Raw genomic sequence first — 26,358 nt, forward strand, 5'->3', positions numbered from 1 at the left:
AACATGGACATCACGCTGCTGCCCCGAGATACCGATTAGTGATCTCGGGCTTCTGCTGCAGCTCTTCCGAGGTACCTGAGAAGACCACCTGCCCGGTATTGAGCAGATAGCAGCGGCTGGCCATAGACAACGCGGCCTTCACGTTCTGCTCGACGACGACGATGGTGCGACCTTGGCGCGCGAGCTCTTGGCATACGCCCATGAGGTCGCGCACGATCAGAGGCGCCAGCCCTTCAAAGGGCTCATCGAGCAAAATCAGTTTGGCATCGCGGATCATGGCGCGGGCAATGGCGACCATCTGCTGCTCGCCTCCTGATAGCTCGCGCCCCTTATTGGTACGCCGCTCGTCAAGACGCGGGAAGGTACGGTAAATCTCTTCGTAGCTCAGTGGCGCCTTGGCCGTCATGGCGGCCAACTGGAGATTCTCGTGAACCGTAATGCCACCTATGATGCGTCGCTCTTCGGGGACCAATTGCAGCCCCAGCCGCGCAATCTCGTGCGCAGGCATTTTTTCGATGGGCGTACCGTTAAAGCTTATGGTGCCGGACTTGGGGGTCAAGGCCCCCGCCAGCGTCTTCAATAATGTGGACTTGCCCGCGCCGTTGCGCCCCAGCAGCGCAACGACCTCGTTCTCGTTGATTTCGAGCGAAACATCGAAAAGGATATGGGAATCGCCGTAATAGGTATTGAGACCTTCTGCTTTAAGCAAACTCATGATTCTTCTACGCCTCCCAGGTAAGCGTCCTGCACTGCCTTGCTGGCCTTGATTTCGTCAGGCGTGCCTTCGGCGAGGAAATTGCCGTCGTACAAGACGGTGATCTTGTCGGCCAGTTCGAACATGGCGTCCATGTCGTGCTCTACGATCAGCACGGTGCGGCCGCGGCGTATGCTCTTGAGCAAGGCGATGGCATGCACGCGCTCTTCGGGGCTCATGCCTGCCAATGGTTCGTCCAGCAGCAGGACATTGGCGCCAGTAGCCAGTGCCAAGCCAATTTCGACCCGACGCTTTTCACCGTATGAGAGCTCGTGTACAGGGGTATCTGCCCTATGGGAAAGCTCGACCAGCGCCATGGCGGCCTCGACTTGCTCGGCGCAACCCTTGACCCTGTGCAGACTGACCAAAGCGTCGAAGCGGAATGAACCACGCTTTTGCCCCAGCACGGACATCAGGATGTTCTGGCGCACAGTGAGCGCATCGAAAAGCTCGTTGACCTGATAGCTTTTGCTCATGCCCATCTGGCAAACCTGCGTCACGCCTATGCCGGTGATCTTGTCGCCGCGCAGATAGACTTCGCCCAGGGTCGGCTCGATCTCGCCAGCCAGCATCTTGAAGAACGTGGACTTGCCGGCGCCGTTAGGACCGATGAGGCCGCGCAGCTCGCCTTCTTCGACGGCAATCGACACCCCCTTGACTGCCTTGAGCCCGCCGTAATGCTTGGCGATGTTATCGGCACGCAATACGGGCGTACCCTTGGCGACGTGGGGCGATTCGCGCATGACCAGTTGGGGTGCGGGCCTGTTGGATGCCGCTCCCGTTCCGGCCTTGGCCGGATTGTTGTCCATGGCACGATTAAGACGATTTGTCATGCGCTTGTCACGCCAGGCGATGAACTCCCCGCAGATACCACGCCGAAACACGGTAACCAGGATAACGAAGATCACGCCCAGGATCAGTCGCCAGTAGGGACCGACCGAATCAACAAACTGCAGGACTTCGAACAGATACAGCCAGATCAGTGCACCCAATAGTGGCCCGAACAACGTACCGGCCCCACCCATGACGGTCTGGATGACCAGCTCGGCCGACGTATGCAGGTTGAAGGCATCGGGTGGCATATAGCCCTGGAACAGACCCAGCAAGCCGCCTGCAACACCGCCATAAGCCGCAGCAACCACGAATACAGCCAGTTTGTAGCGCTGGATCTTGTGGCCCACAGCCATGGCACGGACGGGGTTGCCCCGGATGGCCGTAAGGATGACACCGAAGGGTGAAAGCGAGATGCGGCGGGCAATGATAAAGCCCAGGAAGAACATGACGGCCAGGAAGGTATACATCGGCCAGCCCGGCTGAATAACCAGGTGATAGAAGCCGAAGTCGATGGACGGCTCGGGTATGCCCGGAATGCCGTTCTCGCCACCTGTCCAGTCTCGTAAGGGACCGAACTCGAGGAAGTAGATCATCTCGGCAAACGCCAAGGTGCTCATGGCAAAGTAGATGCCACTGCGACGCAGGGTGAGATAGCCGATGATCAGGCCCAGCAACGACGCGACGATCATGCCTGCCGCCAAAGCGAGCAGCATGTTGGGGATGATCCCCGTCGTCAGAAGATAGGCCGTAACGAAACTGCCGGTTCCATAAAAGGCCGCCTGACCGAAAGACAGCAGGCCGGCATAGCCAAAGAGCAGGTCAAACCCAAGGCCGAACAGGCCCCAGATAAGCACCCGACCCAACAAGTCGGGGCCTGCGCCGATCAGGGGGGCCAGGAACGGTGCCATGCAAAGCACGATACCGGTAATGACCTCTACCCCATAGCGGCGACGCATGGCGCCGGGTGGCAGGGCGCTGGCGCCCTGGCTAGATGCGTGCGGAGCTGCTCCGCTCTCGATCGCAACAGAATTATCAGACTGGCTCATGCTCTGCCCTCCACACCCAACAGACCTTGTGGTCGCAAAATAAGTACCAGCGCCATGGCTGCAAACAGCATGACGTCGGAATAAACCGGATTGAACAGCGAAGTCAGGCTAAGTATCTGGCCCGCAATCAATCCACCAAGTATTGCCCCCGGGAAGGAACCGACACCGCCCAGCACCACGACAACAAAGGACTGAATCAGGACACGGAAACCCATGTCGGGCACGATCGAGACGATAGGCCCGTAGATGACACCCGCGAAGCCGGCTGCCGCCGCGCCCACACCGAATACCACCAGGAAGGCCCGCTGGATGTTGATCCCCAGCAGTCTTGTCATGAGCGCGTCTTCGATGCCCGATCGTATGATCAGGCCCAGACGCGTGCGGTACAGCACCAGCCAGCAAAGGAACAAGGCTGCTGCGGCAATGCCCAGGATCTGGATGCGATACAGGGGGTAGACGACAAACCCCATATCGACAACGCCTTCGCCCCAGGTCGGGATGGGTACACGTTGTCCGACCCCACCGAATATTGCCCGAACGATTTCGACAATAACGATACTGACACCGAAGGTGACAAGTATCTGGTCTTCGACCGGGCGGTTATAGAAACGTTTGATCAATCCACGTTCCATGATCAAGCCCACGAGCATGGCGGCCACTGCACCGCCGATAATGCTGATGGTGAATGAATCGGTAACCGTGAAGATTGAAAAACCGGCATAGGCGCCCACTACGAACAGCGCGCCGTGCGCGAAATTGATCACGCCAAGCGTGCCGTAGATAATGGTCAGGCCAGCCGCTATGAGGGAGAGCAGCACCCCCAGCGCGAGACCATTGAAAACTTGTGACATGAATAGGCCCAGGCTAGGCATACTAGTCCCCCTCTTTTCTTATAGAAACAAGCGATATACGAAAGGTTTACGCAGCAGGCGCCATCTTGCAGCCGGCATAGCCAATCGGCGGCAGTGTGTCAACGCCGCTTGCAATCGCAACGATGTCCACGAGATCGTCCTTGTTTTTGATCTCGGATGGCTTCTTGCCGCGTACCACTGCGAAGTCGGCTGCGCCGTCGTGATCTTCTGCGCGGAAGTAGACCTCGCCACCCATGGTGTAAGGACGCTTGTGGTTGATCCCGTCTTCGAGGGCTTCCACCACTGCTGCCGGATAGAAAGTGCCTGCACGTTCGATCGCATCAGCCCAAAGCACCATGGTCATGTAGGCATTGTGCTCGGGGTCGCGAGGCTTGGCACCAAACTTGGCTTCATAGGCTTCTACGAAGTCCTTGGCGATTTCGTTTTTCTCCATCTGGGTCCACCAGAACACCATGGTGCCGTGCACACCTTCCATGATTTCCGGGCCGACTTCTTCAAGCATGTAGGCGGGCATGTAGGGCACGCACATCTTCATGTTCTTGAGTACGCCGAACTGGTGAGCCTGCTTGGCCGAGTTGACCGCGTCTGCACCGTAATCCAGGTTGATCAGGATGTCGGCGCCGCTGTTGGCGACGTTGAGCAGATAGGCACTGTAGTCGGTGGCGCCCAGTGGGTGGATCTGCGGGTTGTCGATGGTGGTCCAGCCCTGCGCTTCGGTGAACTCGCGCATGTGGTCATGAATGGAGTGGCCATAGTTGTAGTCAGGAACCAGGTAGATGGCCTTCATGTTCTTGCCGTAGGCTTCAGCCAGCACAGGTGCGATGGCCTTGGATGCCGTGTAGGCGTGATGGCAAAGACGGAAGCCGTAGCGACGGCAGTCTTTCCCGGTGGTATCGCTGGAGCCGCTGATGACGGGGAAGTAAAGCGTCTTGGCGCGCTCGCAGGTGTTTTGCAAGGCGATGGCTACCGAGCTGCTGACGCTGCCGGAGATCATCATGGCCTTGTCCTGGCGGATGAAACGCGTTGCGGCTTGCACGGCGCTGTTGGGCTTGGTTTCGGCGTCGCCGATGGCGAGCACAATTTTCTTGCCCAGAATGCCTGTTTTGGTCAGCGGCGATATCTTCTTGATGCGTGGATCGCCATTGTTGATCATCTCTGCCGCCAATTCGAAGCCGCGCTTCTGTCCTGCGCCTTCAGCCGAGTAGGGGCCGGTAAGATCCAGGGTGAGGCCGGCTACGACGGTATCGCCTGCTACGCCTTCAGGGTAGTTGCCCAGTTTGGGGTATTTTTTCTCCTGTGCTGACGCTGTAGCGCTGTACGCGCCCGGAACCAGCAGGCCCCCTGCGACGGCCGAGCCGGTCTTCAGGAAGCTACGACGATCCGTCGAGCCGGTATCATTTTTTTGTGTGTTGATGTCTTTCACTTATATCTCCTTTAGTACTTCTGATTGACGTGCAAAACCACATCCCCCCGACTTCTCAGGCCAAGCTGCGCCCCCCCGAAAATCGGGAAAAAAAAGGTCACTGCCTGGGAAGTTTTGTGCCCCGCGTCGCGTGTGGCGCCGCAAGATGCTTAGTCTGCCGTGCGTAACGACAATCCGTCTGTTGTTTCTATTTGTGTGTTTGGGTACGGATGTGGCGAAGATTATCAAATGCGAAACACTGAAACTCACCCGGAAAGGACATTAAGTGTCTCGATTCAGACTTTCGCGAAAAACTAAAGGGTTAACGTTAATAAGGAAAGCCCGGAAGAACAAAGGAAAAGCCCCAGAAAAGGGGCTTCGTGAACAGGCTGGGGCAAGTGGTTTTTAGCTTAACCGAAGCGGCCCGTGATGTAGTCTTCGGTCTCTTTTCTTGCGGGTTTGACGAACACCTGGTCGGTCTCGCCGAACTCCATGAGTTCGCCCAAATACATGTATGCCGTGTAGTCGGAGCACCGCGCCGCCTGCTGCATGTTGTGGGTCACGATCACCACGGTGTAGTCGGACTTCAGTTCGGCTATCAGCTCTTCGATTTTTGCCGTGGAAATAGGATCCAGCGCCGAACACGGCTCGTCCAGCAGCATGATTTCCGGTTTGATGGCAATACCGCGCGCTATGCATAAGCGCTGTTGCTGGCCGCCCGACAGCCCGTTGCCGCTTTGAGCAAGTTTGTCTTTGACTTCGTTCCAGAGCGCCGCCTTGGTCAGGGCCCACTCGACGCGTTCGTCCATCTCACCCTTGCTGAGCCTTTCGAACAGCCGGACGCCAAATGCAATGTTGTCGTAGATGCTCATGGGAAAAGGCGTGGGTTTCTGGAACACCATGCCCACTTTGGCGCGTATCAATGAGATATCCATGCGCGACGACAGCAGGTTCTCGCCGTCCAGGATGATCTCACCCTCGGCGCGCTGTCCGGGATAAAGCTCGAACATGCGATTGAAGGTGCGCAACAAGGTGGACTTTCCGCAACCTGATGGCCCGATGAATGCCGTGACCTTGTTCTCCTTGATGGACAGGTTGACGTCCTTGATGGCCTGGTAGTTGCCATAGTAGAAGTTCAGGTTCTTGACTTCGAGCTTGGTGCGTTCGGCGTTGGGGTTTGATTGCATAGTCGTTCCCGGCTGAAAGGGCCTGCAAGCCCTTCCGGCACAGTATTATTTTCGAAAGAGGCTGCGAGCGGCGATGTTGATGCCCAGTACTAGCAGTGTGATCAAAACGGCGCCCGCCCATGCCAGCCGATTCCAGTCCTCGAAGGGGCTGGCAGCGTACTGGAAGATGACGACCGGAAGATTGGCGATCGGGGCATTCATGTTCAAGGACATGAATTGATTGTTCAAAGCGGTAAACAGCAGCGGTGCTGTCTCACCGGAAATACGCGCAACGGCCAGCAGGACACCGGTAATGATGCCGGACCGTGCTGCACGATAACTGATGAACATGATAACGCGCCACTGCGGGCAACCCAGGGCGGCCGCCGCCTCGCGCAGGCTGTTCGGCACCAGCAGGAGCATATTGTCGGTGGCGCGCACCACCACGGGGATCACCAGAATGGCAAGCGCCAGCGCACCAGCCCAGCCGGAATAATGGCCGACCTGCGCCACATAGGTGGCATAAATGAACAGGCCGATGACGATGGACGGCGCCGAGAGCAACACGTCGTTAAGGAAGCGCGTTGCCGGCGCCAGCCAGCCTCGCTGGCCATACTCGGCCAAGTAGGTGCCCGCCAATACCCCTATGGGGGTACCAATAAGCGTCGCCACCGCGGCCATCATCACACTGCCTATGATGGCATTGAGCAAGCCGCCATCGGCACCGGGCGGGGGCGTGCTTTGCGTCAGCAGTGTCAATGACAGGGCCGAGCCACCTTTGACGAAAAGCGTCAGTATGATCCAGCTGAGCCAGAACAGGCCGAAAATGACAGTGGCCGCCGACAGGGTCAGCATCAGCGTATTGAAGCGCTGCCGCCGCCGGTATACGGGGTTGGACAGGTTGACGATGGAGTCGGAAGAGAACATGGCTGGATTCGATACCTAGTGCGTGCCCTCGGCTTTCGCCAGGCGAAGTAGAAGCAGCTTGGACAAGGCCAACACCACGGTGGTGATCAGGAACAGGATCAGGCCCAGTTCAAGCAAGGCAGACTTTTGCATGCCGCCAGCTTCGTTGAACTCGTTCGCCAACGCGGACGCAATGGAATTGGATGGCGAAAAAACCGACGCCGGCAGGTTGAAGGCATTGCCGATCACGAAGGTAACGGCCATGGTCTCGCCCAGCGCGCGGCCCAGACCGAGCATGATGCCGCCGATCACGCCGCTTCTGGTATAGGGCAGCACGACTTTCCAGACGACTTCCCAAGTTGTGCTGCCCAAGCCGTATGCCGACTCTTTCAATAGAGGCGGTACCAGCTCGAATACATCACGCATGACTGCCGTAATGAAGGGGATGACCATAATGGACAGAATCAGGCCGGCGGTGAAGACACCGATGCCGAAAGGCGGCCCGGCAAATACTTGCTCCAGCACCGGAACGCCCTCGAAGAAGTCAATGACGTAAGGCTGTATGTACTGCTGAAAAATCGGCACGAAGACAAACAGCCCCCACATGCCATAAATGATGGACGGGATGGCCGCGAGCATTTCGATGGCCGTGCCCAGCGGGCGGCGCAGCCACACGGGCGACAACTCGGTCAGGAACATCGCGATCCCGAAAGACACCGGCACGGCAATGACCAACGCAATGAAGGAAGTCAGCAAAGTGCCGGTGATAGGCACCAGTGCACCGTAGATGTTCTGGACTGGATCCCAGTTGTTGGTCCAGAGAAACGCGATACCGTACTCGGCAATGGACTCGCGGCTGCCGTACAACAGCGATACGGTGATGGCGCCGAGCAGAATAAAAACCAGAAACGCGAAACTTCGAGTCAGGTTCTTGAACACGGCGTCCATGAGCGCGTTCCGATTATTTTTCATGTCTTGTGATGTTGCATTTCATGGGTGGGCATTACTATAGACGCATGAGCGCCGGGAAGCATTGAACCATAACCGAAGCTTCGATTTTTACACAAGAAGGACGGCACCATCCCGATGGCACCGTCCTTTGTTACTCATCCTGCGGCTCGAGCACCGCCAAATGCACTTATTTCCAGACTACTGAACCATCCGTGCCTTTGATCTCGGTCTTCCAGGCTTCGCCGATTTGCTTGGTCACGCTATCAGGCAGCGGCACGTAGTCCAGTTCTGCAGCCATGGCGTCACCGTTCTTGAAGGCCCAGTCGAAAAACGCCAGCACTTCCTTGGCTGTCTCGGGCTTGTCCTGCTGCTTCTGCATCAGGATGAAGCTGGCGGAGGTAACCGGCCACGATTCTGCACCCGGCTCTTCCGTCAGAACCACGCCCATGCCAGGCACGCTGTTCCAGTCGGCATTCGCGGCGGCAGCAGCGAAAGCTTCTTGCGTAGGCTGCACAAATTGACCATCCTTGTTGCGCAGTTGGGTCCATGACAGGCCGTTCTGCTTGGCATAGGCGTATTCGACGTAACCGATAGAGTTCTTCAGTTGGCGGACGTAGGCGGCGACGCCTTCGTTGCCCTTGCCTCCCTGACCGGTGGGCCATTTTACAGCCTTGCCTTCACCGACCTGCTCTTTCCAGGCTGGCGATACTTTGGACAGGTAGTTGGTCCAGCCAAATGTGGTGCCCGAACCGTCTGAGCGGTGAACCACAATAATGGACGCCGAAGGCAGTTTCAGGTCGGGGTTAAGCGCCTTGATGGCAGCGTCGTCCCATTTCTTGATCTTGGCGAGGAAAATATCGGCGATGACGTCGCCGGACAACTTCAGTTCGCCAGGCTTGATGCCCTCAATGTTGACCACAGGCACCGTGCCGCCGATGATGGCCGGGAACTGGAACAGGTCGTTTTTCTCGAGTGCATCGCCCTTCATCGGGTCATCGGAAGCGCCGAAATCGACCGTCTTGGCAATGATCTGCTGCTGACCGCCACCCGAGCCGATGGACTGGTAATTGACGCGGTTACCGGTTTCCTTGTTGTATTGGTCTGCCCACTTGGCATAGATGGGATACGGAAACGAGGCGCCAGCGCCCGTGATGTCTGCGGCATGTGTCGTCAGTGCGGCCGCGCCCATGGCGACCCCGACCGAAACCTGTAATAAAACGCGCTTTAACATAAAGAAGTCCTCGATCTGTTCTGGTTAAGTCAGGTTCAAACCTGCACAACCAACATGGTAAGACGCCAATGTGACATGTTCGTGACAGTGGCCGACTTTTCTCCAAGCAACCCTATCGCGTCAGATGATCCTGCAGGCTGAACGGCTTGCTGCTGTTTTTTACTTTCACATAACACCCGTCGGGCAAAGCCCGCCACGCGAGCTGGTTATCGCGTAAGGCATAGGTGAAAGCCTCGTCGATCACACGCTTTTTAAGCGCTTTATCCAGAATGGGGAAACTGATCTCCACCCGGCGGAAGAAGTTGCGGTCCATCCAGTCGGCCGATGACAAATACAGGTTCTCGGCACCATCGTTATAAAAGTAAAAAACCCGCGAATGCTCCAGGAAGCGCCCGATAATCGAGCGCACCCTGATGTTCTCGGACAAGCCCAGTACGCCGGCACGCAGGGCACAGGCGCCTCGCACGATCAGATCAATTTTCACGCCAGCCTGGCTGGCTCGATAGAGCGCCTCGATAATGATGGGCTCCAGCAAGGAATTCATCTTGGCCATGATGCGCGCCTTCTTGCCCGCCTTGGCGTTGACCACTTCGTTGCGTATTAGCGCCAGCATGGTCTCGTGCAAGGTAAAGGGCGACTGCAGCAGCAGCTTCAAGGGGCGACGCGCCCCCAGACCGGTAAGCAGCGAGAACACCTTATCCATGTCTTCGCACAGCTTCTGGTCGGCGGTAAGCAAGCCGAAGTCGGTATACAGGCGCGCCGTGCGAGGGTGATAATTGCCGGTACCCAAGTGCCCATAGCGCCGGATGTGGCCTTTCTCGCGCCGCAGCACCAGGGCCATCTTGGCGTGGGTCTTGTGGCCCACCACGCCGTAACTGACATGGGCGCCGACTTCTTCCAGCCTTGCGGCCCAATTGATATTGGTCTGCTCGTCAAAGCGCGCCATCAGTTCGACGATCACGGTAACTTCCTTGCCGGCCTTGGCGGCTGCAAGCAGCAAGCGCATCAGTTCGGAATCTTCGCCGGTGCGATAAATGGTTTGCTTGATGGCAACGACCGACGGATCCATGGCGGCTGCCGTCAGGAAGTTCAGTACCGGCTGGAAGGACTGATACGGATGGTGCAGCAAGCGGTCCTGCTGTGCAATGGCGCCGAACAAGGCGTCAGGACTGTCGGACACCGCATCGAAAGGCGGCGGAATTTCCGGTCTATGGTCAGGGAACAAGAGCTCGGGCCGCCCAACGACATTGCAAAGCTGCATCAGGCGCGACAAATTGACCGGCCCGCTGACGCGGTAGGTGTCCTGTGGCTGCAACAGGAATTCCTGCTGCAGGAAGACTTCCAGGTCGGTCGGCATGTCTTCGTCGATCTCGAGCCGCACCGCCGCGCCGAAATTGCGCTGCGACAGCTCCCCTTGCAGGGCGTGGCGCAGATTGGTGATTTCTTCTTCGTCCACGAACAAGTCGCTATTGCGTGTGACGCGCCACTGATAAACCCCCTTGACGTCCAAACCGGGGAAAAGATCGCCGACAAAGGCACTGATCAGTGCCGTGAGCAATAAATAACCATGAGGTATGCCCGAGATTTCGGGCGGGATCTTGATGACGCGCGGCAAGGCCCGCGGCGCCTGCACGATGGCGATGGAGGCGCTGCGACCAAAGGCGTCCTGCCCGGACAGGGCCACGATGAAATTCAGGCTTTTGTTGTATACCCGGGGGAAGGGATGGGCGGGATCCAGCCCTATCGGCGTGAGCATGGGCATGACATCGCTCTGGAAGCCGGCGTAGGCCCAATCGCGCAGCGCGTCGCTCCAGTTGGCAGGCTCAAGCAAGGCGATGCCTTCGGCCTCGAGGCGCGGCAAGACATGGTCGGTCAGCACCACATTTTGCTGTTCCACCAACAAATGCGCTGCAGCCTGCACGCGTTCGAAGGCCTCGCCCGGGGTGTAGCCGTCCGGCCCCACCAGCGCGGGCGTCTGGCGCTGCTGCTCTTTCAGGCTCGAAATACGGATCTCGAAGAACTCGTCCAGGTTGGAGCTGACTATGCACAGGTAACGCAGTTGCTCTAGCAGGGGCGTGGACGGGTTCTGGGCCATGGCCAGCACACGCTCGTTAAACTTGAGCAGCGACAACTCGCGATTAAGCAAGGTCGGGTCGGTCGGGGAAGGAAGCATAGGCGAGCCCTGGAGTGTTACCTGTTGTTTTACTTCAATTGGATGACGGCTTCATGACAGTTTGCCAGACAGCGGGCAGCCTGAGTACGATTTGCCCACTGGCGTGGCGAATCTGGCGCGCTTGTCGCGGTATGGCGTCCCGGTCTCTATAATCGCTGCATATTCATCCTGGTACCTACATAATGGATCATCTACTGGCTGCGGTCGACCTGGGCTCTAACAGCTTCCGGCTTTCGATCGGGCGGGTCGTGCAACAAGACGGCATCGCGCAAATCTACGCCATAGACCGCCTCAAAGAGTCCGTGCGCCTGGCTGCGGGCCTGGGCGACGACAAGATCATCGATGAAGAAGCCATAGAGCGGGCCATCACTGTGCTCAAGCGCTTCGGCGAGCGGCTCAGCGGCTTCCATCCCAATCGGGTACGGGCAGTGGCGACCAACACCTTTCGCGTCGCGAAGAACGTGTCGGAATTTCTGCCGCGTGTCGAAGCTGCGCTGGGCTTTCCGGTCGAGGTCATCTCGGGCCGTGAGGAAGCCCGCCTGATCTTCTCGGGTATCACGAACGAGCTGCCTCCTTCAGAACATCGGCGGCTCATGATAGACATCGGAGGTGGTTCCACCGAGGTGATCATCGGCAAAGGCTTCCAGCCCCTGCATCTGTCCTCCTTGTATATGGGCTGCGTCAGCTTTACGCGGAAGTTCTTCCCCGACGGCGTCATCACGGCGTCGCGCATGCAGCAGGCGGAACTGGCGGCAAGGCGCGAACTGGAAGCCATATCGCGCGTCTATCGCCGTACCGGCTGGCAAGAGGCCTATGGCTCTTCCGGCACAGCCAAGGGACTGCTGGCGGTATTGCTGGAAGGCGGGATGTCGCGTAAGGGCATCACCCTGGAAGGGCTGGAAAAGCTCAAAGCCAAGCTTATCCATGACGGCCAAGTCGTCATGGGCGAGCTTCCGGGCCTGAAACACGATCGCTCGTTGGTGTTAAGCGGCGGCCTGGCCATCATGATCGCCGCGTTCAAGGAACTGAACATCAAAGTGATGGCGCCCGGTGAAGGCGCTTTGCGGGTAGGCGTGCTGTATGACCTGCTGGGCCGCGACTCTGCACACGACAAGCGCCACGAGACCGTACGCCAGTTCATCAAACGCTATCATGTGGATGTGCGCCAATGCGAGCGCGTGAAGCAGGTTGCCCTGAGCCTGTTTTCTCAACTCGAACTCTACGATCCAACCGAGAAGCAAGAGCTGGAGCGCACGCTTGGATGGGCGGCCGACCTGCATGAAGTCGGCATCAGTATTACGCATGCGCAGTATCACAAGCATAGCGCCTACATTCTCGAACACGCCGATATGCCCGGGTTTTCAAACGACGACCAAGAGCTACTGGCGCTGATCGTGCTGGGCCATCAGGGTAAGGTCAGCAAGCTGTCACTGCATGATCCAACGCGCGGCCGCTGGCTTACTTTGCTGTGCCTGCGCCTTGCCGTCCTGCTATGCCGGCGACGCGAAGATCAGAAGTCGCTGCCGATCTCGCTTGCCGCCAACGGAAAAGGCATAAAAATGCACGTAAACAAAGCCTGGCTGGACGACCATGCCTTGTCAGAGTATTCGCTGCGGGCCGAACAGAAGGAATGGCGCAAGGCCGGCATCGATCTCGAACTGATCGAGACCTGAATACCTGTCAGCGGCTACTCCAGCGGACGGCTGCACTCCGGCTGATCTCGCCTTACGCAGCGACGGCGACCGGTGCGAGTCCAAAATGTCGCCGATAGCGTGCATCCATTTTCTGCATATCCAGCAGCACTGGAAAGTCTGCGGTATTGAAGTCCGGGTCCCATGCCGGCTCGCCGCAAATCGTGGCGCCCAGCTTCAGATAGCCCTTGATCAGTGCCGGGGTACGCGCGGGCAACATGCTGTCCAGGCGCTCTACCGGGTATCGGTGTAGAGGCGTAACGCGCGGTAAATGGCATGCGGGCATGGCTGCCGAACTGGAACGCCAGACCTTGGCAGCGGTGGCGCCGTCATCGCGCAAACTGACACTGGCACAGCCCAACACATACCTGCAGCCCAGTTGTTCCACCTTTCTGGCGAGGCCCGACCAAAGCAGCATGATGACTGAACCGTTGCGGTAGTCGGGATGCGTGCACGCCCTGCCGACTTCCACAATATTTTCTTGAATGGACCCCAACCCCGACAGATCGAACTCTGACTCGGCGTAGTAGGCACCCGCCTTGCGCGCATTGGCCGGGGTCAACAGCCGGTAAGTACCCACGACCCGGCCACTGGGCTGCTCTTTTACCAGGAAGTGTTCACACCAGGGGTCGTAGCGGTCGGCGTCCAGACCATTGCTGCCATCCGGAAAGACCGCGCCCATTTCTTCGGTAAAGACGTCGTAACGCAAACGTTGAATTGCCTCGAGGTCTTGATGGCTGCGCGCCAGCGTCAGTACAAGACCGGTGCCCGGCGGGGCTTCCCAGGTAAGGTGTGGGCCCGGCCCCTTTCGAGGCTGGTTGGCTGCAAGCTCTAGCATGGTGTCACTCCGTAAACATAGTGCCAGTATGTCTACGGAATGTTGCAGCTTCTTGAAAACCTAGTCGATGGCCAGATTCACCGCGACCAACTCGCGTAGGCCGTCTTCAACCAGGGCCAACTCGTCTGCTTCAACCATCAGTCGCAGCTTGGGCTCAGTGCCGGATGCCCGGATCAGCACCCTGCCCCGATCGCCCAGTTGCTTCTCTACTGCCTCGCGCGCCGCTTGCAAGCCGCGATGCGCCTGCCATTTGACGCCTGGAGCCAAGGGGACGTTGACCATCTTCTGAGGATACATTTTCAGTTCTGAAACGAGTTCGTCCAGGCTCTTGCCGCTGCGGCTCATGGCCGTCAGCACCTGCAAGGCGGCAATGATGCCATCGCCGGTCGTGTGACAATCGAGGCACAGCAGATGGCCTGAGCTTTCGCCGCCATAAAGCCAGCCGCGGCGCTGCATGGCTTCCAGTACGTAGCGATCCCCCACCTTGGCTCGCTCGAAACCTACCCCCAGGGCTTGCATTTGTTTCTCGAAGCCCAGATTGGTCATCAGGGTGCCTACCACGCCCTCTACAGGCTTTTGCTTCATGCGGTCGCACACGATGGCGTAGAGCAGTTCGTCGCCGTTGTACAGGCGGCCAGTACCATCCACCATCTGCAATCTGTCGGCATCGCCATCAAGCGCAATGCCCAGATCGGCGCCCCGTAGCCGGACCTCCTCGACCAGGGCTTCGGGGTGCATCGCGCCGACCTTCTCGTTGATATTGAAGCCATCAGGCTGGCAGCCTATGGCAAATACCTCGGCGCCCAATTCGCGAAAGACATGCGGCGCAATATGGTAGGCAGCGCCGTGCGCGGCATCCACCACAATACGCAAGCCGGATAAGTCCAGTTCGTTGGGGAAGGTGCTTTTGCAGAACTCGATATAACGGCCGGCAGCATCGTCGATGCGCCGGGCCCGGCCCAGTGCCTCGGATCCGACGCAACCCACCGGCTGATCTATCTCGGCTTCGATCTGGGCTTCGATTTCGTCGGGCAATTTCATGCCCTGGGCCGAAAAGAACTTGATGCCGTTATCTTGAAAAGGATTATGCGAGGCACTGATGACTATGCCGGCAACCAGCCGTAGGGCGCGCGTAAGGTAAGCGACGGCCGGCGTGGGCACTGGCCCGGCCAGAAGCACATCGATGCCCGCTGCCGACAAGCCGGCTTCCAGTGCGGACTCGAGCATATACCCAGAAATACGCGTGTCTTTGCCGATGATGACTGCCGGCCGACCCCGGCCCGGATACTGGCGTGCGAGCACGCGCCCCGCCGCATAGCCCAGACGCAGCGCAAACGCCGCATTGATGGTGGGTCCGCCCACTTCGCCCCGCACGCCGTCTGTACCGAAATACCTGCGCTCTGTCATAAAAAGTCTCCGTGTTCGATGGCGCGCCAAACCTTGACCGCTTCGGCGGTGGCGCGCACATCGTGCACCCGCACGATGTGCACACCGCGGGCGATGCCCGCCAGCGCGGCCGCTATGCTGCCGGGTACACGTTCGCTCGGCGTTCCGCCGCTTACGTGGCCTATCATGGATTTGCGCGACACTCCGATCAGCCATGGGCAGCCCAGGCTGTCCATTTCGTCCAGTCGACGCAATAAAAGATAATTTTGTGCAGCCGTCTTGCCAAAGCCGAAGCCAGGGTCGAGAACAATACGGCCGCTGTCGATGCCGCAGGCGCGTATGGCTCTTACCCGGTCATGCAGGAAGGCCTCGACGTCGTGCACCAGATCGCCGTACTGCGGGGCTTGCTGCATGGTTTTGGGTTCGCCCTGCATATGCATCACACAAAGCCCGCAGCCACTGCCGGCGACAGCGTCCAGGGCACCAGGCCGCCTGAACCCATAGATGTCGTTGATCATATCGGCGCCGGCAGCCAATGCGGCACGCATGACCTCGGGCTTGAAGGTATCGATGGACAGGGGAATGTCGGCCGTGCGCAGCGCCTCGATCAGCGGCAAAATGCGTGCGAGTTCGACTTCGGCGGGCACGGGTTCGGCGCCTGGGCGGGTGGACTCACCGCCAATATCAAGGATGTCGGCACCCTGCGCGATCAGCGAGCGCGCGTGCGCGATGGCTGCATCGGCCTCAAGGTGCTGGGCACCATCCGAGAACGAGTCGGGGGTGACATTGACGATGCCCATAATTAATGGGCGCTCGAGATCGAGCTCGAAGCGCCCACAAAGCAAGCCAGGACTCATGATGGAGTACGTTCGGCCTATACAGGTGTTGCCGCGGCACTGCCTCCGGCCGACGTCAGCCCGGTGGGCGGCGTGTGGTCGGACGTGTCGTTACTGGACGATGGTGGCTGCGGTGCCCGTGGCGGACGACCCTCGATGATGTCGTTGATCTGGTCGGCATCGATGGTTTCCCATTCGAGCAGCGCTGCCGTCATAGCTTCGATCTTGTCGCGGTTCTCTTCGATGATCTTGCGAGCCACCTGATATTGCTGATCGATAATGGCGCGGATCTCGTGGTCGACCTTTTGCATGGTCGCTTCGGAAACATGCGTGGTCTTGGTAACGCTGCGACCCAGGAAGACTTCGCCCTCGTTCTCGGCGTAAACCACAGGACCCAAAGAATCGGTCATGCCATAACGCGTGACGATATCGCGCGCAATGGCCGTGGCCCGCTCGAAGTCGTTGGAAGCCCCAGTGGTCATTTGGTTCATGAACACTTCTTCGGCGATACGGCCACCGAACAGGACCGCGATGGTGTTGAGCAGACGGTCTTTGTCCATGCTGTAGCGATCGCCTTCCGGCAACTGCATGGTTACGCCCAACGCGCGGCCACGAGGAATGATGGTGACCTTGTGGACGGGGTCGGTCTTGGGCAGCATGCGCGCCACCAGGGCGTGGCCGGACTCGTGATACGCCGTATTGCGGCGCTCTTCTTCGGGCATGATGAGCGAACGGCGCTCGGCACCCATGATGATTTTGTCTTTGGCTTTTTCGAAGTCGCTCATTTCGACCGTGCGCCCACTGCGGCGTGCGGCAAACAAGGCAGCTTCGTTAACCAGGTTGGCCAGGTCAGCACCGGAAAAGCCCGGTGTGCCTCGCGCCAGGACCATGGCGTCGACGTTGGTGGCCAAGGGCACCTTGCGCATATGGACTTTCAGGATTTGTTCGCGGCCACGAATATCGGGCAGCGACACCACCACCTGACGGTCGAAGCGGCCCGGACGCAACAAGGCGGGATCCAGGACGTCGGGACGGTTGGTGGCGGCGATAACCAGCACACCCTGGCCGGTTTCAAAACCGTCCATTTCGACCAACAACTGGTTAAGCGTTTGTTCGCGTTCGTCGTTGCCACCACCCAGGCCGGCACCCCGCTGACGTCCAACAGCATCGATTTCGTCGATGAAGATGATGCAGGGAGCCTGCTTCTTGGCGTTTTCAAACATGTCGCGAACGCGGGCGGCGCCCACACCCACGAACATTTCAACGAAGTCAGAACCCGAAATGCTGAAAAAAGGCACCTTTGCTTCGCCGGCAATCGCCTTGGCCAGCAAGGTTTTACCGGTACCGGGCGAACCCACCATGAGTACGCCACGCGGGATACGACCGCCCAGACGCTGGAATTTGGTGGGGTCGCGCAGGAAGTCGACGAGCTCTTGCACGTCTTCCTTGGCTTCGTCGCAACCAGCAACGTCGGCAAAAGTGATGTGATTGGTGTTTTCGTCCATCATGCGGGCGCGGGATTTTCCAAAGCTGAATGCCCCGCCCTTGCCGCCACCTTGCATCTGACGCATGAAGAAGATCCACACGCCGATAAGCAGCAGCATGGGGAACCACGATATGAACAGGCTGGTGAGGAAGGATGGCTCTTCGCGGGCCTTGCCGGATACCTGAACGCCGGACTTGACCAGTTCGGGGACCATCCAGAGGTCGCCAGGTGAAGTCAGGCTATAAGGACGGCCAGTATCGGGCGTAACATATAAGGTGTCGCCCTGAATGTCGACCTTGCTGATACGGCCAGCTTGTGCATCGTTGATGAACTGCGTGTATGTCACGGTTTCGGCCGTGGTCGCGCGCCCGTCGAACTGCTTGAAAACAGTGAACAGGACCAGCGCGATCACCATCCAGATCGCGACCTTGGAAAACGAGTTGTTCAAAGCCAACCTCCTACTTGTAACTTCGGCTTGCCTTACCCCCGCGACAACGGCAGCAGAACAAGTATGTCAATAGAATCATTCTACCTGATAGCAGAATTTCTGTTCAGGAAACGCTAAGCTTTCAACCGTCTTGCGACCAGAAAAGTTTCAGAGGATTTCACCCGTGAGGCTTTAGGCTTGCGTTCGACGACTCGGTGGAAATGTCGCTTGAATAATTCGACGGTCTGGGAGAACCCGCTGCCATGAAATGCCTTGACGATAAGAGCACCGTCGGGGGCCAGGTGATGGCAAGCGAAATCGAGCGCCAGATCGCATACGTGCTGAATGCGGGCCGAATCGGCCGAACTCACACCGGATAGATTGGGGGCCATGTCGGAAATCACAAGGTCTACCCTAGCGTCGCCCAGCAATTCTTTTAGCTGGTTCAGTACGGCGTCTTCGCGGAAATCGCCCAACATGAACTCGACGCCCTCGATGGGCTCCATGGGCAGCATGTCCAGCGCAATGATGCGCCCTTTGATAACACCGCCCGGACCGACCAGCCGCTCGCGCGCTATTTGTGACCAACTACCGGGTGCGGAACCGAGATCAACCACAACATCGCCGGGGCGCAACAGTTTTTCGGTGTCGACGATTTCGGACAGTTTGAAGGCGGCACGGGCGCGGTAGCCTTTTTGTTGCGCCATTTTAACGTATGGGTCATTGATATGCTGATGTATCCAGTCTTTGGAGAATTTTTTCTTGGCCATTCCCGTACAATCTCTATATGGCAAAACTTGACTTTACTTCCCAAGAGCGCAGCGCCTTACGCGCCGCCGCCCACCCTTTGCGCCCCGTCGTCCTTATCGGCGATCGTGGGCTGTCGGAATCGGTGCTGAAAGAAATCGACCTTAACCTGAATGCGCATCAATTGATCAAGGTACGCATTGCGGGCGAAGAACGCGACGCGCGCAATGCCATGCTGGAAACCATTTGCGACACACTATCGTGTGGGCTGGTACACCATCTGGGTAAGACGCTTATTCTTTATCGCCCCGACCTTGCTGCCGAACGCGCCAAGGCCGAAGCCGAGTACAGCACCCGTGCCATACGCAAGCCGTCCGAACCGCATACGCCGAAAAAATTAGCGGCAACCGGTGTTACGCGTACGCGGCGTACTGAAAAAGCGAAACGTTCGGCCCAAAAGGCAGAGCAGGCCGAAACCGCCGCGCCTCGCGCCCGCCGTGCGGCGGCTCCGGCTGCAGCGGCCCCGGTACACGGCATACCGCGACGCCCCGGCAGCGCCATGTCTTTACGCGCGGGCGCCCGGCGCAACCTGCGTCCCACCAAACCAAAAGTATAAATGATCAGGCGCCATGCCGCTGGGCATGGCGCCTGTTGTATCTTGTGCCGTAGCGTGGCGCAAGATCAGATATAGCTGACGTTAAGCACTTCGAATTCGCGCACGCCGGCTGGCGCTTGCACCGAGACCACATCGCCCTCGCCCTTGCCTATCAGCGCCCGCGCCACAGGGCTGGAAACGGAAATCATATTGGCGCGGATGTCGGCTTCGACATCGCCCACGATCTGGTATTTGAGGCGTTCGCCCGACTCCAGATCTTCGATCTCAACGGTAGCGCCGAAGACGGCCTTGCCGTCTACATCCAACGCGGCCGGATCAATGATCTGCGCGTTGGACAGGGTACCTTCCAGCTCTTGGATGCGGCCCTCAACGAAGGCCTGGCGCTCGCGGGCAGCGTCGTATTCGGCGTTTTCGGACAGGTCTCCCTGAGCGCGTGCTTCGGCGATGGCGTTAATGACCGAGGGACGTTCCACGGTTTTCAAACGGTGTAGTTCGGCTTGCAGACGCTCAGCGCCGCGTGCTGTCAACGGTATCGCAGACATAATATTCCTGAATCAAAAGTAAAAAGACGCTCGCACAATGGAGCGCCTGATAAAAAGTCGTGCCAGGGGCGGCGACCGCCGCCCGTAGAAGTGAACTAAGCGAACTGCTGGTTTCTTTTAGCTGTGAACAACAGTGGCCAGGCTCAAAATAAAACCCCCGGCCTGGACAGAAACCGGGGATATGGGACTATTGTCGGTAAACTTCGGGCAAATTGCAAGCCCCGCCCTACCGCGCAAGGCGGTATAGCCAATAAAGACGCCCGGCTACTGACCGATAATTATTTTGTAGCAAGGCATGACGATATGCCGCTTGGGCGCCGCTGTCAGATCGCCCGGGCTTTACCGCGCGACCCCATGCGCAGCAGGGCGTACAAGATAATTGCGCCGAAGGTTGCCGTCCCGATGCCGTCTAGCTTGAAAGCACCGAACTGTACGGTAAAGTTACCTGCGCCCAGCACCAGCGTGACGGCCGCAACAATCAGGTTACGGTTATCGCTGAAGTCGACCTGGTTCACCACCCAGATGCGTGCGCCGGCCACGGCAATCAAGCCGAATACCACGATAGACATGCCGCCCAGGACCGGTCCCGGTATGGTCTGGATCAGCGCACCGAATTTTGGCGAAAAGCCCAGCAGTATCGCAATGATGGCGGCAATCACGAATACCAATGTGGAATAAATCCGCGTGACGGTCATGACACCGATATTCTCGGCGTAGGTCGTAACACCGGTGCCACCGACCGCACCAGAGATCATGGTAGCAACGCCGTCGCCAGCGAAAGCGCGGCCCAGATAGACATCCAGGTTCTGTCCGGTCATGGCACTGACCGCCTTGATGTGCCCCAGGTTCTCGGCGACCAGAATAATCGCCACGGGCACAATCACGCTCATGGCGTGTACCTCGAAAACCGGCGCGGCAAACGCCGGCAAACCCACCCATGCTGCCGAGGCAACAGCGCTGAAATCAATCGGCGCGCCCAGACCCATACCGTTGGTCAAAACACCGTAGATCACGCAGGCCAGCAGCAGGCCCACCAGTATCAGCAGGCGTTGGGTGGTGCCACGCGTATAGACCGCAACGCCTCCCACACAAAGGACAGTCATCAGCGCCATCAGCGCGTCAAAGGTCGAACCGCCCATGGCGCCCTTGGCGGCAATGGGCGCGAGATTCAGGCCAATGACGGCAACAATGGCACCGGTCACCACAGGCGGCATCCAATTATTGATCCATTCAGCCGCGCCGCCGGAGCGCGCATTCATCCACCACACCAGCAAGCCGATCAGGGTATAGACGAAGCCACAGGCAATGATGGCCCCCAACGCAACACCGATATTGGCGTTTGCACCCCCGCCCGCGTAACCGGTCACGGCTATGACACCGCCGATGAAAGCAAAGCTGGAGCCCAGGTAACTGGGCACTCGGCCGCCCACGAACAAGAAGAACACCAGGGTGCCCACGCCGGACATCAAGATAGCCACATTGGCATCGAAGCCCATTAGCAGCGGCGCCAAAATGGTCGAACCGAACATGGCCACCACGTGCTGGGCGCCCATGGCCACGTTCTGCGGCCAGGACAACCGTTCGTCCGGTTGCACGACAACGCCGTCTGTGCCGCCTCGCACGAGGCGCCAGCGTGGAAAATAGGTGTTCGACATGGAGGAATTCCCTTTCTTATTAAAATGGGGCGACAGGCCAGGCGAGAGTGTACGGGCGCAGGCCTGCAAGGTGCAACAAGATAGTTACCACCGCCTATACTGAACCATGACTAATGCAACAAGATTCTGGCTGATACGCCACGGAGAAACCCAGTGGAATGCCGAAAGACGGCTGCAAGGCTGGCTGGACATCCCGCTGAACACTGTGGGCCTGGAGCAAGCCCGCCGCGTGTCCAGCCATTTGCAATCGGCCGACTTCGATGTGGACATCGACGTGGTGATCAGCAGCGACCTGGGGCGCGCCTACGAAACGGCCCGGATTGCCGCCGCGCACCTCCCGCTGCCCATCATGCGCGACAAGCAGCTGCGCGAACGCTGCTACGGCATTTACGAGGGCCGGGATTGGGCCATGCTTGAAGGCGAGCAGGTGGGGTCGCACTATGTCAATTTTCGTGATCCTGCCCAAGAAGTCGAAGACGGCGAAACCCTGCCCGAGTTTGCCACGCGCATAGCCCGGGCCTTCGAGCGGCTCGCGCAGGAGCACCCCGGGCGCAATGTACTGGTATTTTCCCATGGCGGCGTGATCGATATTGCCTGGCGCCAGGCTGCGGGCGTCGGACTTTCAGCCCCGCGTAACGGCCCCATCTTGAATGCCAGCATCAATTGCCTGGCTATCGACATTGACCGAAAGTGGCATCTGCTGGATTGGGGCCTGGGCAGTCACCTGCATGCGCCAGCTCTGGACGACGTCCTATAGCGTTTGGGCGATCAACGTGGCGGATGCTGCAACCGCGGCTTGCGTTCCCGCCGTACCGCAAAGTAATCGTACAAAGCGTCGGGCACCAGCCGCAGCAGTTTGGCCACCACGCCCATTTGCCACGGAATGACGGTATATGACACACCGTTTTCAATGGCCTTCACGGCCGCCGCGGCAAATTGCTCAACCGGCATCAGGAAGGGCATCTTGTACGGATTCACGGCCGTCATGGGTGTCCGGATAAACCCGGGCACCAGCGTTACCACTTGCACACCGGTCGGGCCAAGCTCAACCCTCAGGCTTTCGCAGTAAGCGCGCAGCGCTGCCTTGGACGCGCTGTAGGCGCCGGCGCCCGGCAGACCGCGTACAGCGGCAACGCTGCTGATACCGACCAGGCGACCCACACCCCGCTGTTTCATCGACGGTATAAACGGCTCGAAGGTTGCCACGGTGGCGTGCAGGTTGGTGGCGATGATGGCTTCGAAAACCTGAAAGTCATCGGGCTCTTCAGTCAGTGTGCCGGCGCTGATTCCTGCGCTGGCAATCACGATGTCCACCGGCCCGCCCGCCAAGAAGTCACGGGCGGCGGCGTGCAGCGCCGCCCTGTCCCGGACGTCAACTACATAGATTTCATGCTGGCCAGGCAGGCCGGCCTGAATAGCCTGCAGGGCGTCCGCCCGGCGACCCAGCAATCCCAGCTGCGCGCCCTGCGCCGCATAAAAAGAAGCGAGGGCGGCCCCTATGCCGCTGCTCGCTCCGGTGATGAATACGCGCTGGGTCAAGGCGCGCCGCCTTTACTGGGGCGGCAGGGAAGCATGAAGATCCTGCAGGGAATAGACCTTCAGTCCGCCACCATGACGCAGATACTGCAAGCCCTCGACAGCGGCGCGTGCTCCGGCGATCGTGGTGAAGAAGGTAACGCGCGCGGCCAGTGCGTTGGTGCGTATCATGCGCGAGTCGGCAATGGCATTGCGCCGCTCTTCAACGGTGTTGATCACCAGCGCGATCTCGCCGTTCTTGATCATGTCCACAATGTGAGGCCGTCCTTCAGTTACCTTGTTGACCACCTGAACTTCCAACCCGGAAGCCTCGATGGCGGCAGCCGTGCCACGCGTAGCGACAATCTTGAACCCGAGCGCGCTTAAACCGCGCGCCACTTCGACGGCGCGTGGTTTGTCTTGGCCGCGCACACTGATGAAGGCCGTACCTGATTCAGGCAAGGACACGCTGGCCGCAAGCTGCGATTTGACGAAGGCCTCGCCAAAGCTCTCGCCTACGCCCATGACTTCGCCGGTGGACTTCATTTCGGGGCCCAGTATGGTGTCTACGCCCGGGAACTTCACGAAGGGGAAGACAGCCTCCTTGACGGAGTAATAGTGCGGCACCACTTCTTTGCGTATGCCCTGCTCGGCCAGGGTCTTGCCGGCCATGGCGCGTGCGCCGATCTTGGCCAACTGCAAGCCAGTGGCCTTGGACACGTAAGGAACGGTGCGGGACGCACGCGGGTTGACTTCGAGCACGTAGACGTCGCCATCTTGAATGGCAAACTGTACGTTCATCAAGCCCTTTACATTCAGGGCGCGTGCCATGAGTGCCGTCTGGCGCTTAATCTCGGCAATGACCTCGTCGGACAGCGAGTAAGGCGGCAGGCTGCAGGCGGAATCACCCGAGTGCACGCCGGCTTGCTCGATGTGCTCCATGACGCCGCCGATAAAGACGGTTTCGCCATCGGCCACGCAATCGACATCGACCTCGGTGGCATTGTTCAGGAAATGATCCAGCAATACCGGCGAGTCATTGCTGACCTTGACGGCTTCGCGCATGTAGCGCTCGAGATCCTGTTGCTCGTGTACGATTTCCATGGCGCGGCCACCCAGCACATAACTGGGGCGCACAACCAGCGGGTAGCCGATCTCGGCGGCGTGTATCAGGGCCTCGCCTTCGGTACGAGCGGTACGGTTGGGGGGCTGGCGCAAACCCAGCTTGGTCAGCAGCTTCTGGAAGCGCTCGCGATCTTCGGCCACGTCGATGGATTCGGGGCTGGTGCCGATAATGGGCACACCGTTGGCTTCGAGCGCGCGTGCCAGCTTGAGCGGGGTTTGTCCGCCGTACTGCACGATCATGCCTACCGGGTTTTCCTTGTGCACGATCTCGAGCACGTCTTCCAGGGTTAGCGGCTCGAAATAGAGGCGGTCGGACGTGTCGTAATCGGTGGAGACGGTTTCCGGGTTGCAGTTGACCATAATGGTTTCATAGCCATCTTCGCGCAATGCCAGCGCGGCGTGCACGCAGCAATAGTCGAACTCGATGCCTTGGCCAATACGGTTGGGCCCGCCACCCAGCACGATGATCTTTTTGCGGTCCGTAGGGGCCGCCTCGCATTCGTCTTCGTACGTTGAATACATGTACGCCGTATCGGTGGGAAACTCGGCGGCGCAGGTGTCTACGCGTTTGTATACGGGGCGCACACCCAGTTGATGACGCAGCTTGCGAACTTCGGCCTCGGAGGTGTCAAGCAGAAAGGCCAGGCGGCGATCGGAAAACCCGCGGCGCTTCAGTTGCCAGACGGTGTCGTAGTCCAGGTCGGCCAGCGTCTTTTGCTCGAGCGCCAGTTCGATATCGACGATCTCTTTGATCTGGGCCAGGAACCACGGGTCGATACTGGTCAGGCTGTGAACCTCGTCAAGGCTGAAGCCCTGGGCAAAGGCGTCGCCCACGTACCAGATGCGCTCGGGGCCCGGTTCGCCAAGCTCGATCTGCAGCTTCTCGCGGTCGGTGGTCTTTTGATTGAGTCCGTCCACACCGACTTCCAGACCGCGCAAGGCTTTCTGGAAGGATTCCTGGAAGGTACGGCCTATGGCCATGACTTCGCCCACCGACTTCATTTGCGTGGTCAGGCGCGAATCGGCGGTTGGGAATTTCTCGAAGGCAAAACGCGGCACCTTCGTGACGACGTAATCGATCGTGGGCTCGAAAGATGCGGGCGTCGCGCCCCCCGTGATTTCGTTTTTCAGTTCATCCAGCGTATAGCCGACCGCCAGGCGGGCGGCAACCTTGGCGATGGGGAAACCCGTGGCCTTGGACGCCAGGGCCGACGAGCGCGACACGCGCGGGTTCATCTCGATGACGATCATCCGCCCATCGGCGGGGTTGACTGCAAACTGGACGTTGGAACCACCGGTGTCCACGCCGATTTCGCGCAACACCGCGATCGATGCATTGCGCATGATCTGGTATTCCTTGTCGGTCAGCGTTTGGGCCGGGGCCACCGTGATGGAATCGCCAGTGTGCACACCCATGGGGTCCAGGTTTTCGATGGAGCACACAATAATGCAGTTGTCGGCGCTGTCGCGCACGACTTCCATTTCGAATTCTTTCCAGCCCAGCAGGGACTCTTCGATCAAGAGTTCGTTAGTAGGCGATGCCTCCAGGCCGCGACGGCAGATGGCCTCGAACTCTTCGCTGTTATAGGCAATACCGCCACCCGACCCGCCCATGGTGAAGCTGGGGCGGATCACAACGGGGAAGCCGGACGTGCCCGCCTCGTCGCCGATGCGGCGCTGGACTTCCCAGGCTGCTTCCATGGAGTGCGCTACGCCCGACTTGGCTGACTCGAGGCCGATACTGCTCATGGCGTCTTTGAACTTCATGCGGTCTTCGGCCTTTTCGATGGCCTGCGCATTCGCGCCTATCAGTTCCACGCCGTGCTTCTCGAGTACGCCTTCGCGCACGAGATCCAGTGCACAGTTAAGTGCCGTCTGCCCACCCATGGTCGGTAGCAGCGCATCTGGCCTTTCGCGCTCGATGATTTTTTCGACCGCTTGCCAGGTAATGGGCTCGATGTAGGTGACGTCAGCCGTTTCCGGGTCGGTCATGATGGTGGCGGGATTGCTATTGACCAGAATGGTGCGGAAACCCTCGGCTTTCAGGGCCTTGCAGGCCTGGGCGCCGGAGTAGTCGAACTCGCATGCCTGCCCGATGATGATGGGGCCGGCACCAATGATGAGAATGCTGTTTAGGTCTGTACGCTTTGGCATAGTGC

21 protein-coding genes are annotated in these 26,358 nt (G+C 59.0%); 3 read left to right on the forward strand and 18 right to left on the reverse strand.

What is annotated here, in order from left to right; all coding sequences use genetic code 11:
• Positions 1–10: 10 nt before the first annotated feature.
• The 9 genes from CKA81_RS09250 to ppk1 all read right to left on the reverse strand — a co-directional run bounded on the left by CKA81_RS09250 (position 11) and on the right by ppk1 (position 11,335).
• Positions 11–715, reverse strand: coding sequence for an ABC transporter ATP-binding protein (locus CKA81_RS09250; protein WP_128354999.1), 705 nt, complete (start codon positions 713–715; stop codon positions 11–13).
• Complete coding sequence (locus CKA81_RS09255; RefSeq protein ID WP_228255691.1) at positions 712–2,634, reverse strand: branched-chain amino acid ABC transporter ATP-binding protein/permease; 1,923 nt, start codon at positions 2,632–2,634, stop codon at positions 712–714. Before CKA81_RS09255 ends, CKA81_RS09250 begins: the two co-directional genes overlap by 4 nt.
• Complete coding sequence (locus CKA81_RS09260; RefSeq protein WP_228255692.1) at positions 2,631–3,485, reverse strand: branched-chain amino acid ABC transporter permease; 855 nt, start codon at positions 3,483–3,485, stop codon at positions 2,631–2,633. Before CKA81_RS09260 ends, CKA81_RS09255 begins: the two co-directional genes overlap by 4 nt.
• 67 nt (positions 3,486–3,552) lie before the next feature.
• Positions 3,553–4,929 (reverse strand): substrate-binding protein, encoded by a 1,377-nt coding sequence (locus tag CKA81_RS09265; RefSeq protein WP_228255693.1) that lies wholly within the window; start codon positions 4,927–4,929, stop codon positions 3,553–3,555.
• Between the two features lie 389 nt (positions 4,930–5,318).
• A complete protein-coding gene (pstB, locus tag CKA81_RS09270; RefSeq protein ID WP_128355001.1) occupies positions 5,319–6,095 on the reverse strand; it encodes a phosphate ABC transporter ATP-binding protein PstB in 777 nt (258 codons plus the stop codon).
• Positions 6,096–6,140: 45 nt separating this feature from the next.
• Positions 6,141–7,001, reverse strand: coding sequence for a phosphate ABC transporter permease PstA (gene pstA / locus CKA81_RS09275; RefSeq protein WP_128355002.1), 861 nt, complete (start codon positions 6,999–7,001; stop codon positions 6,141–6,143).
• Between the two features lie 15 nt (positions 7,002–7,016).
• Entirely contained in the window at positions 7,017–7,952 is a 936-nt protein-coding gene (gene pstC / locus CKA81_RS09280; protein WP_128355003.1) for a phosphate ABC transporter permease subunit PstC, read from the reverse strand.
• A gap of 166 nt (positions 7,953–8,118) precedes the next feature.
• Positions 8,119–9,162 carry a phosphate ABC transporter substrate-binding protein PstS gene (gene pstS, locus CKA81_RS09285; RefSeq protein WP_128355004.1) on the reverse strand — a complete coding sequence of 348 codons (1,044 nt, stop codon included), beginning with the start codon at positions 9,160–9,162 and terminating at the stop codon, positions 8,119–8,121.
• Between the two features lie 112 nt (positions 9,163–9,274).
• Positions 9,275–11,335 carry a polyphosphate kinase 1 gene (gene ppk1 / locus CKA81_RS09290; protein WP_128355005.1) on the reverse strand — a complete coding sequence of 687 codons (2,061 nt, stop codon included), beginning with the start codon at positions 11,333–11,335 and terminating at the stop codon, positions 9,275–9,277.
• A gap of 182 nt (positions 11,336–11,517) precedes the next feature.
• Here ppk1 and CKA81_RS09295 point away from each other — a divergent pair, with 182 nt between their 5' ends.
• A complete protein-coding gene (locus CKA81_RS09295) occupies positions 11,518–13,008 on the forward strand; it encodes a Ppx/GppA phosphatase family protein (RefSeq protein WP_128355006.1) in 1,491 nt (496 codons plus the stop codon).
• A gap of 52 nt (positions 13,009–13,060) precedes the next feature.
• On the opposite strand, the gene CKA81_RS09300 is transcribed toward CKA81_RS09295, so the two are convergent.
• From CKA81_RS09300 to CKA81_RS09320, 5 genes are all read right to left on the reverse strand, one after another.
• On the reverse strand, positions 13,061–13,864 hold the full coding sequence (locus CKA81_RS09300; protein ID WP_128355007.1) for a GNAT family N-acetyltransferase: 804 nt from the start codon (positions 13,862–13,864) through the stop codon (positions 13,061–13,063).
• 60 nt (positions 13,865–13,924) lie between these two features.
• Positions 13,925–15,271 (reverse strand): phosphoglucosamine mutase, encoded by a 1,347-nt coding sequence (gene glmM / locus CKA81_RS09305; protein WP_128355008.1) that lies wholly within the window; start codon positions 15,269–15,271, stop codon positions 13,925–13,927.
• The gene (gene folP / locus CKA81_RS09310; RefSeq protein WP_128355009.1) at positions 15,268–16,107 is read right to left on the reverse strand and encodes a dihydropteroate synthase; all 840 of its coding nucleotides are present in this window, start codon (positions 16,105–16,107) and stop codon (positions 15,268–15,270) included. Before folP ends, glmM begins: the two co-directional genes overlap by 4 nt.
• 17 nt (positions 16,108–16,124) lie before the next feature.
• On the reverse strand, positions 16,125–18,020 hold the full coding sequence (gene ftsH, locus CKA81_RS09315) for an ATP-dependent zinc metalloprotease FtsH (protein ID WP_128355010.1): 1,896 nt from the start codon (positions 18,018–18,020) through the stop codon (positions 16,125–16,127).
• 113 nt (positions 18,021–18,133) lie between these two features.
• A complete protein-coding gene (locus CKA81_RS09320) occupies positions 18,134–18,769 on the reverse strand; it encodes an RlmE family RNA methyltransferase (RefSeq protein ID WP_128355011.1) in 636 nt (211 codons plus the stop codon).
• Between the two features lie 17 nt (positions 18,770–18,786).
• Here CKA81_RS09320 and CKA81_RS09325 point away from each other — a divergent pair, with 17 nt between their 5' ends.
• Positions 18,787–19,362, forward strand: a complete 576-nt coding sequence (locus CKA81_RS09325; RefSeq protein WP_128355012.1) for a YhbY family RNA-binding protein — start codon at positions 18,787–18,789, stop codon at positions 19,360–19,362.
• A gap of 65 nt (positions 19,363–19,427) precedes the next feature.
• Here the strand turns inward: CKA81_RS09325 and greA are convergent, their stop codons facing one another.
• Entirely contained in the window at positions 19,428–19,904 is a 477-nt protein-coding gene (gene greA, locus CKA81_RS09330) for a transcription elongation factor GreA (protein WP_128355013.1), read from the reverse strand.
• 323 nt (positions 19,905–20,227) lie between these two features.
• Positions 20,228–21,559: a solute carrier family 23 protein gene (locus CKA81_RS09335; RefSeq protein WP_128355014.1), complete on the reverse strand. Its 1,332-nt coding sequence runs from the start codon at positions 21,557–21,559 to the stop codon at positions 20,228–20,230.
• A 106-nt stretch (positions 21,560–21,665) separates the two neighbouring features.
• Here CKA81_RS09335 and CKA81_RS09340 point away from each other — a divergent pair, with 106 nt between their 5' ends.
• On the forward strand, positions 21,666–22,316 hold the full coding sequence (locus tag CKA81_RS09340) for a histidine phosphatase family protein (RefSeq protein WP_128355015.1): 651 nt from the start codon (positions 21,666–21,668) through the stop codon (positions 22,314–22,316).
• An 11-nt stretch (positions 22,317–22,327) separates the two neighbouring features.
• Here the strand turns inward: CKA81_RS09340 and CKA81_RS09345 are convergent, their stop codons facing one another.
• Positions 22,328–23,098: an SDR family oxidoreductase gene (locus CKA81_RS09345; RefSeq protein ID WP_128355016.1), complete on the reverse strand. Its 771-nt coding sequence runs from the start codon at positions 23,096–23,098 to the stop codon at positions 22,328–22,330.
• Positions 23,099–23,110: 12 nt separating this feature from the next.
• Positions 23,111–26,353, reverse strand: a complete 3,243-nt coding sequence (gene carB / locus CKA81_RS09350) for a carbamoyl-phosphate synthase large subunit (RefSeq protein ID WP_128355017.1) — start codon at positions 26,351–26,353, stop codon at positions 23,111–23,113.
• Between the last annotated feature and the right edge of the window lie 5 nt (positions 26,354–26,358).

This window comes from Pollutimonas thiosulfatoxidans, from assembly GCF_004022565.1.
Lineage (GTDB): Bacteria > Pseudomonadota > Gammaproteobacteria > Burkholderiales > Burkholderiaceae_B > Pusillimonas_D > Pusillimonas_D thiosulfatoxidans.

What these genes read in the sequence shown, in the direction of transcription:
- CKA81_RS09250 (WP_128354999.1), bottom strand. Translation starts at nt 715, where the DNA reads ATGAGTTTGCTTAAAGCAGAAGGTCTCAATACCTATTACGGCGATTCC.
- CKA81_RS09255 (WP_228255691.1), bottom strand. Translation starts at nt 2,634, where the DNA reads ATGAGCCAGTCTGATAATTCTGTTGCGATCGAGAGCGGAGCAGCTCCG.
- CKA81_RS09260 (WP_228255692.1), bottom strand. Translation starts at nt 3,485, where the DNA reads ATGTCACAAGTTTTCAATGGTCTCGCGCTGGGGGTGCTGCTCTCCCTC.
- pstB (WP_128355001.1), bottom strand. Translation starts at nt 6,095, where the DNA reads ATGCAATCAAACCCCAACGCCGAACGCACCAAGCTCGAAGTCAAGAAC.
- pstA (WP_128355002.1), bottom strand. Translation starts at nt 7,001, where the DNA reads ATGTTCTCTTCCGACTCCATCGTCAACCTGTCCAACCCCGTATACCGG.
- pstC (WP_128355003.1), bottom strand. Translation starts at nt 7,952, where the DNA reads ATGAAAAATAATCGGAACGCGCTCATGGACGCCGTGTTCAAGAACCTG.
- pstS (WP_128355004.1), bottom strand. Translation starts at nt 9,162, where the DNA reads ATGTTAAAGCGCGTTTTATTACAGGTTTCGGTCGGGGTCGCCATGGGC.
- ppk1 (WP_128355005.1), bottom strand. Translation starts at nt 11,335, where the DNA reads ATGCTTCCTTCCCCGACCGACCCGACCTTGCTTAATCGCGAGTTGTCG.
- CKA81_RS09295 (WP_128355006.1), top strand. Translation starts at nt 11,518, where the DNA reads ATGGATCATCTACTGGCTGCGGTCGACCTGGGCTCTAACAGCTTCCGG.
- CKA81_RS09300 (WP_128355007.1), bottom strand. Translation starts at nt 13,864, where the DNA reads ATGCTAGAGCTTGCAGCCAACCAGCCTCGAAAGGGGCCGGGCCCACAC.
- glmM (WP_128355008.1), bottom strand. Translation starts at nt 15,271, where the DNA reads ATGACAGAGCGCAGGTATTTCGGTACAGACGGCGTGCGGGGCGAAGTG.
- folP (WP_128355009.1), bottom strand. Translation starts at nt 16,107, where the DNA reads ATGAGTCCTGGCTTGCTTTGTGGGCGCTTCGAGCTCGATCTCGAGCGC.
- CKA81_RS09320 (WP_128355011.1), bottom strand. Translation starts at nt 18,769, where the DNA reads ATGGCCAAGAAAAAATTCTCCAAAGACTGGATACATCAGCATATCAAT.
- CKA81_RS09325 (WP_128355012.1), top strand. Translation starts at nt 18,787, where the DNA reads ATGGCAAAACTTGACTTTACTTCCCAAGAGCGCAGCGCCTTACGCGCC.
- greA (WP_128355013.1), bottom strand. Translation starts at nt 19,904, where the DNA reads ATGTCTGCGATACCGTTGACAGCACGCGGCGCTGAGCGTCTGCAAGCC.
- CKA81_RS09335 (WP_128355014.1), bottom strand. Translation starts at nt 21,559, where the DNA reads ATGTCGAACACCTATTTTCCACGCTGGCGCCTCGTGCGAGGCGGCACA.
- CKA81_RS09340 (WP_128355015.1), top strand. Translation starts at nt 21,666, where the DNA reads ATGACTAATGCAACAAGATTCTGGCTGATACGCCACGGAGAAACCCAG.
- carB (WP_128355017.1), bottom strand. Translation starts at nt 26,353, where the DNA reads ATGCCAAAGCGTACAGACCTAAACAGCATTCTCATCATTGGTGCCGGC.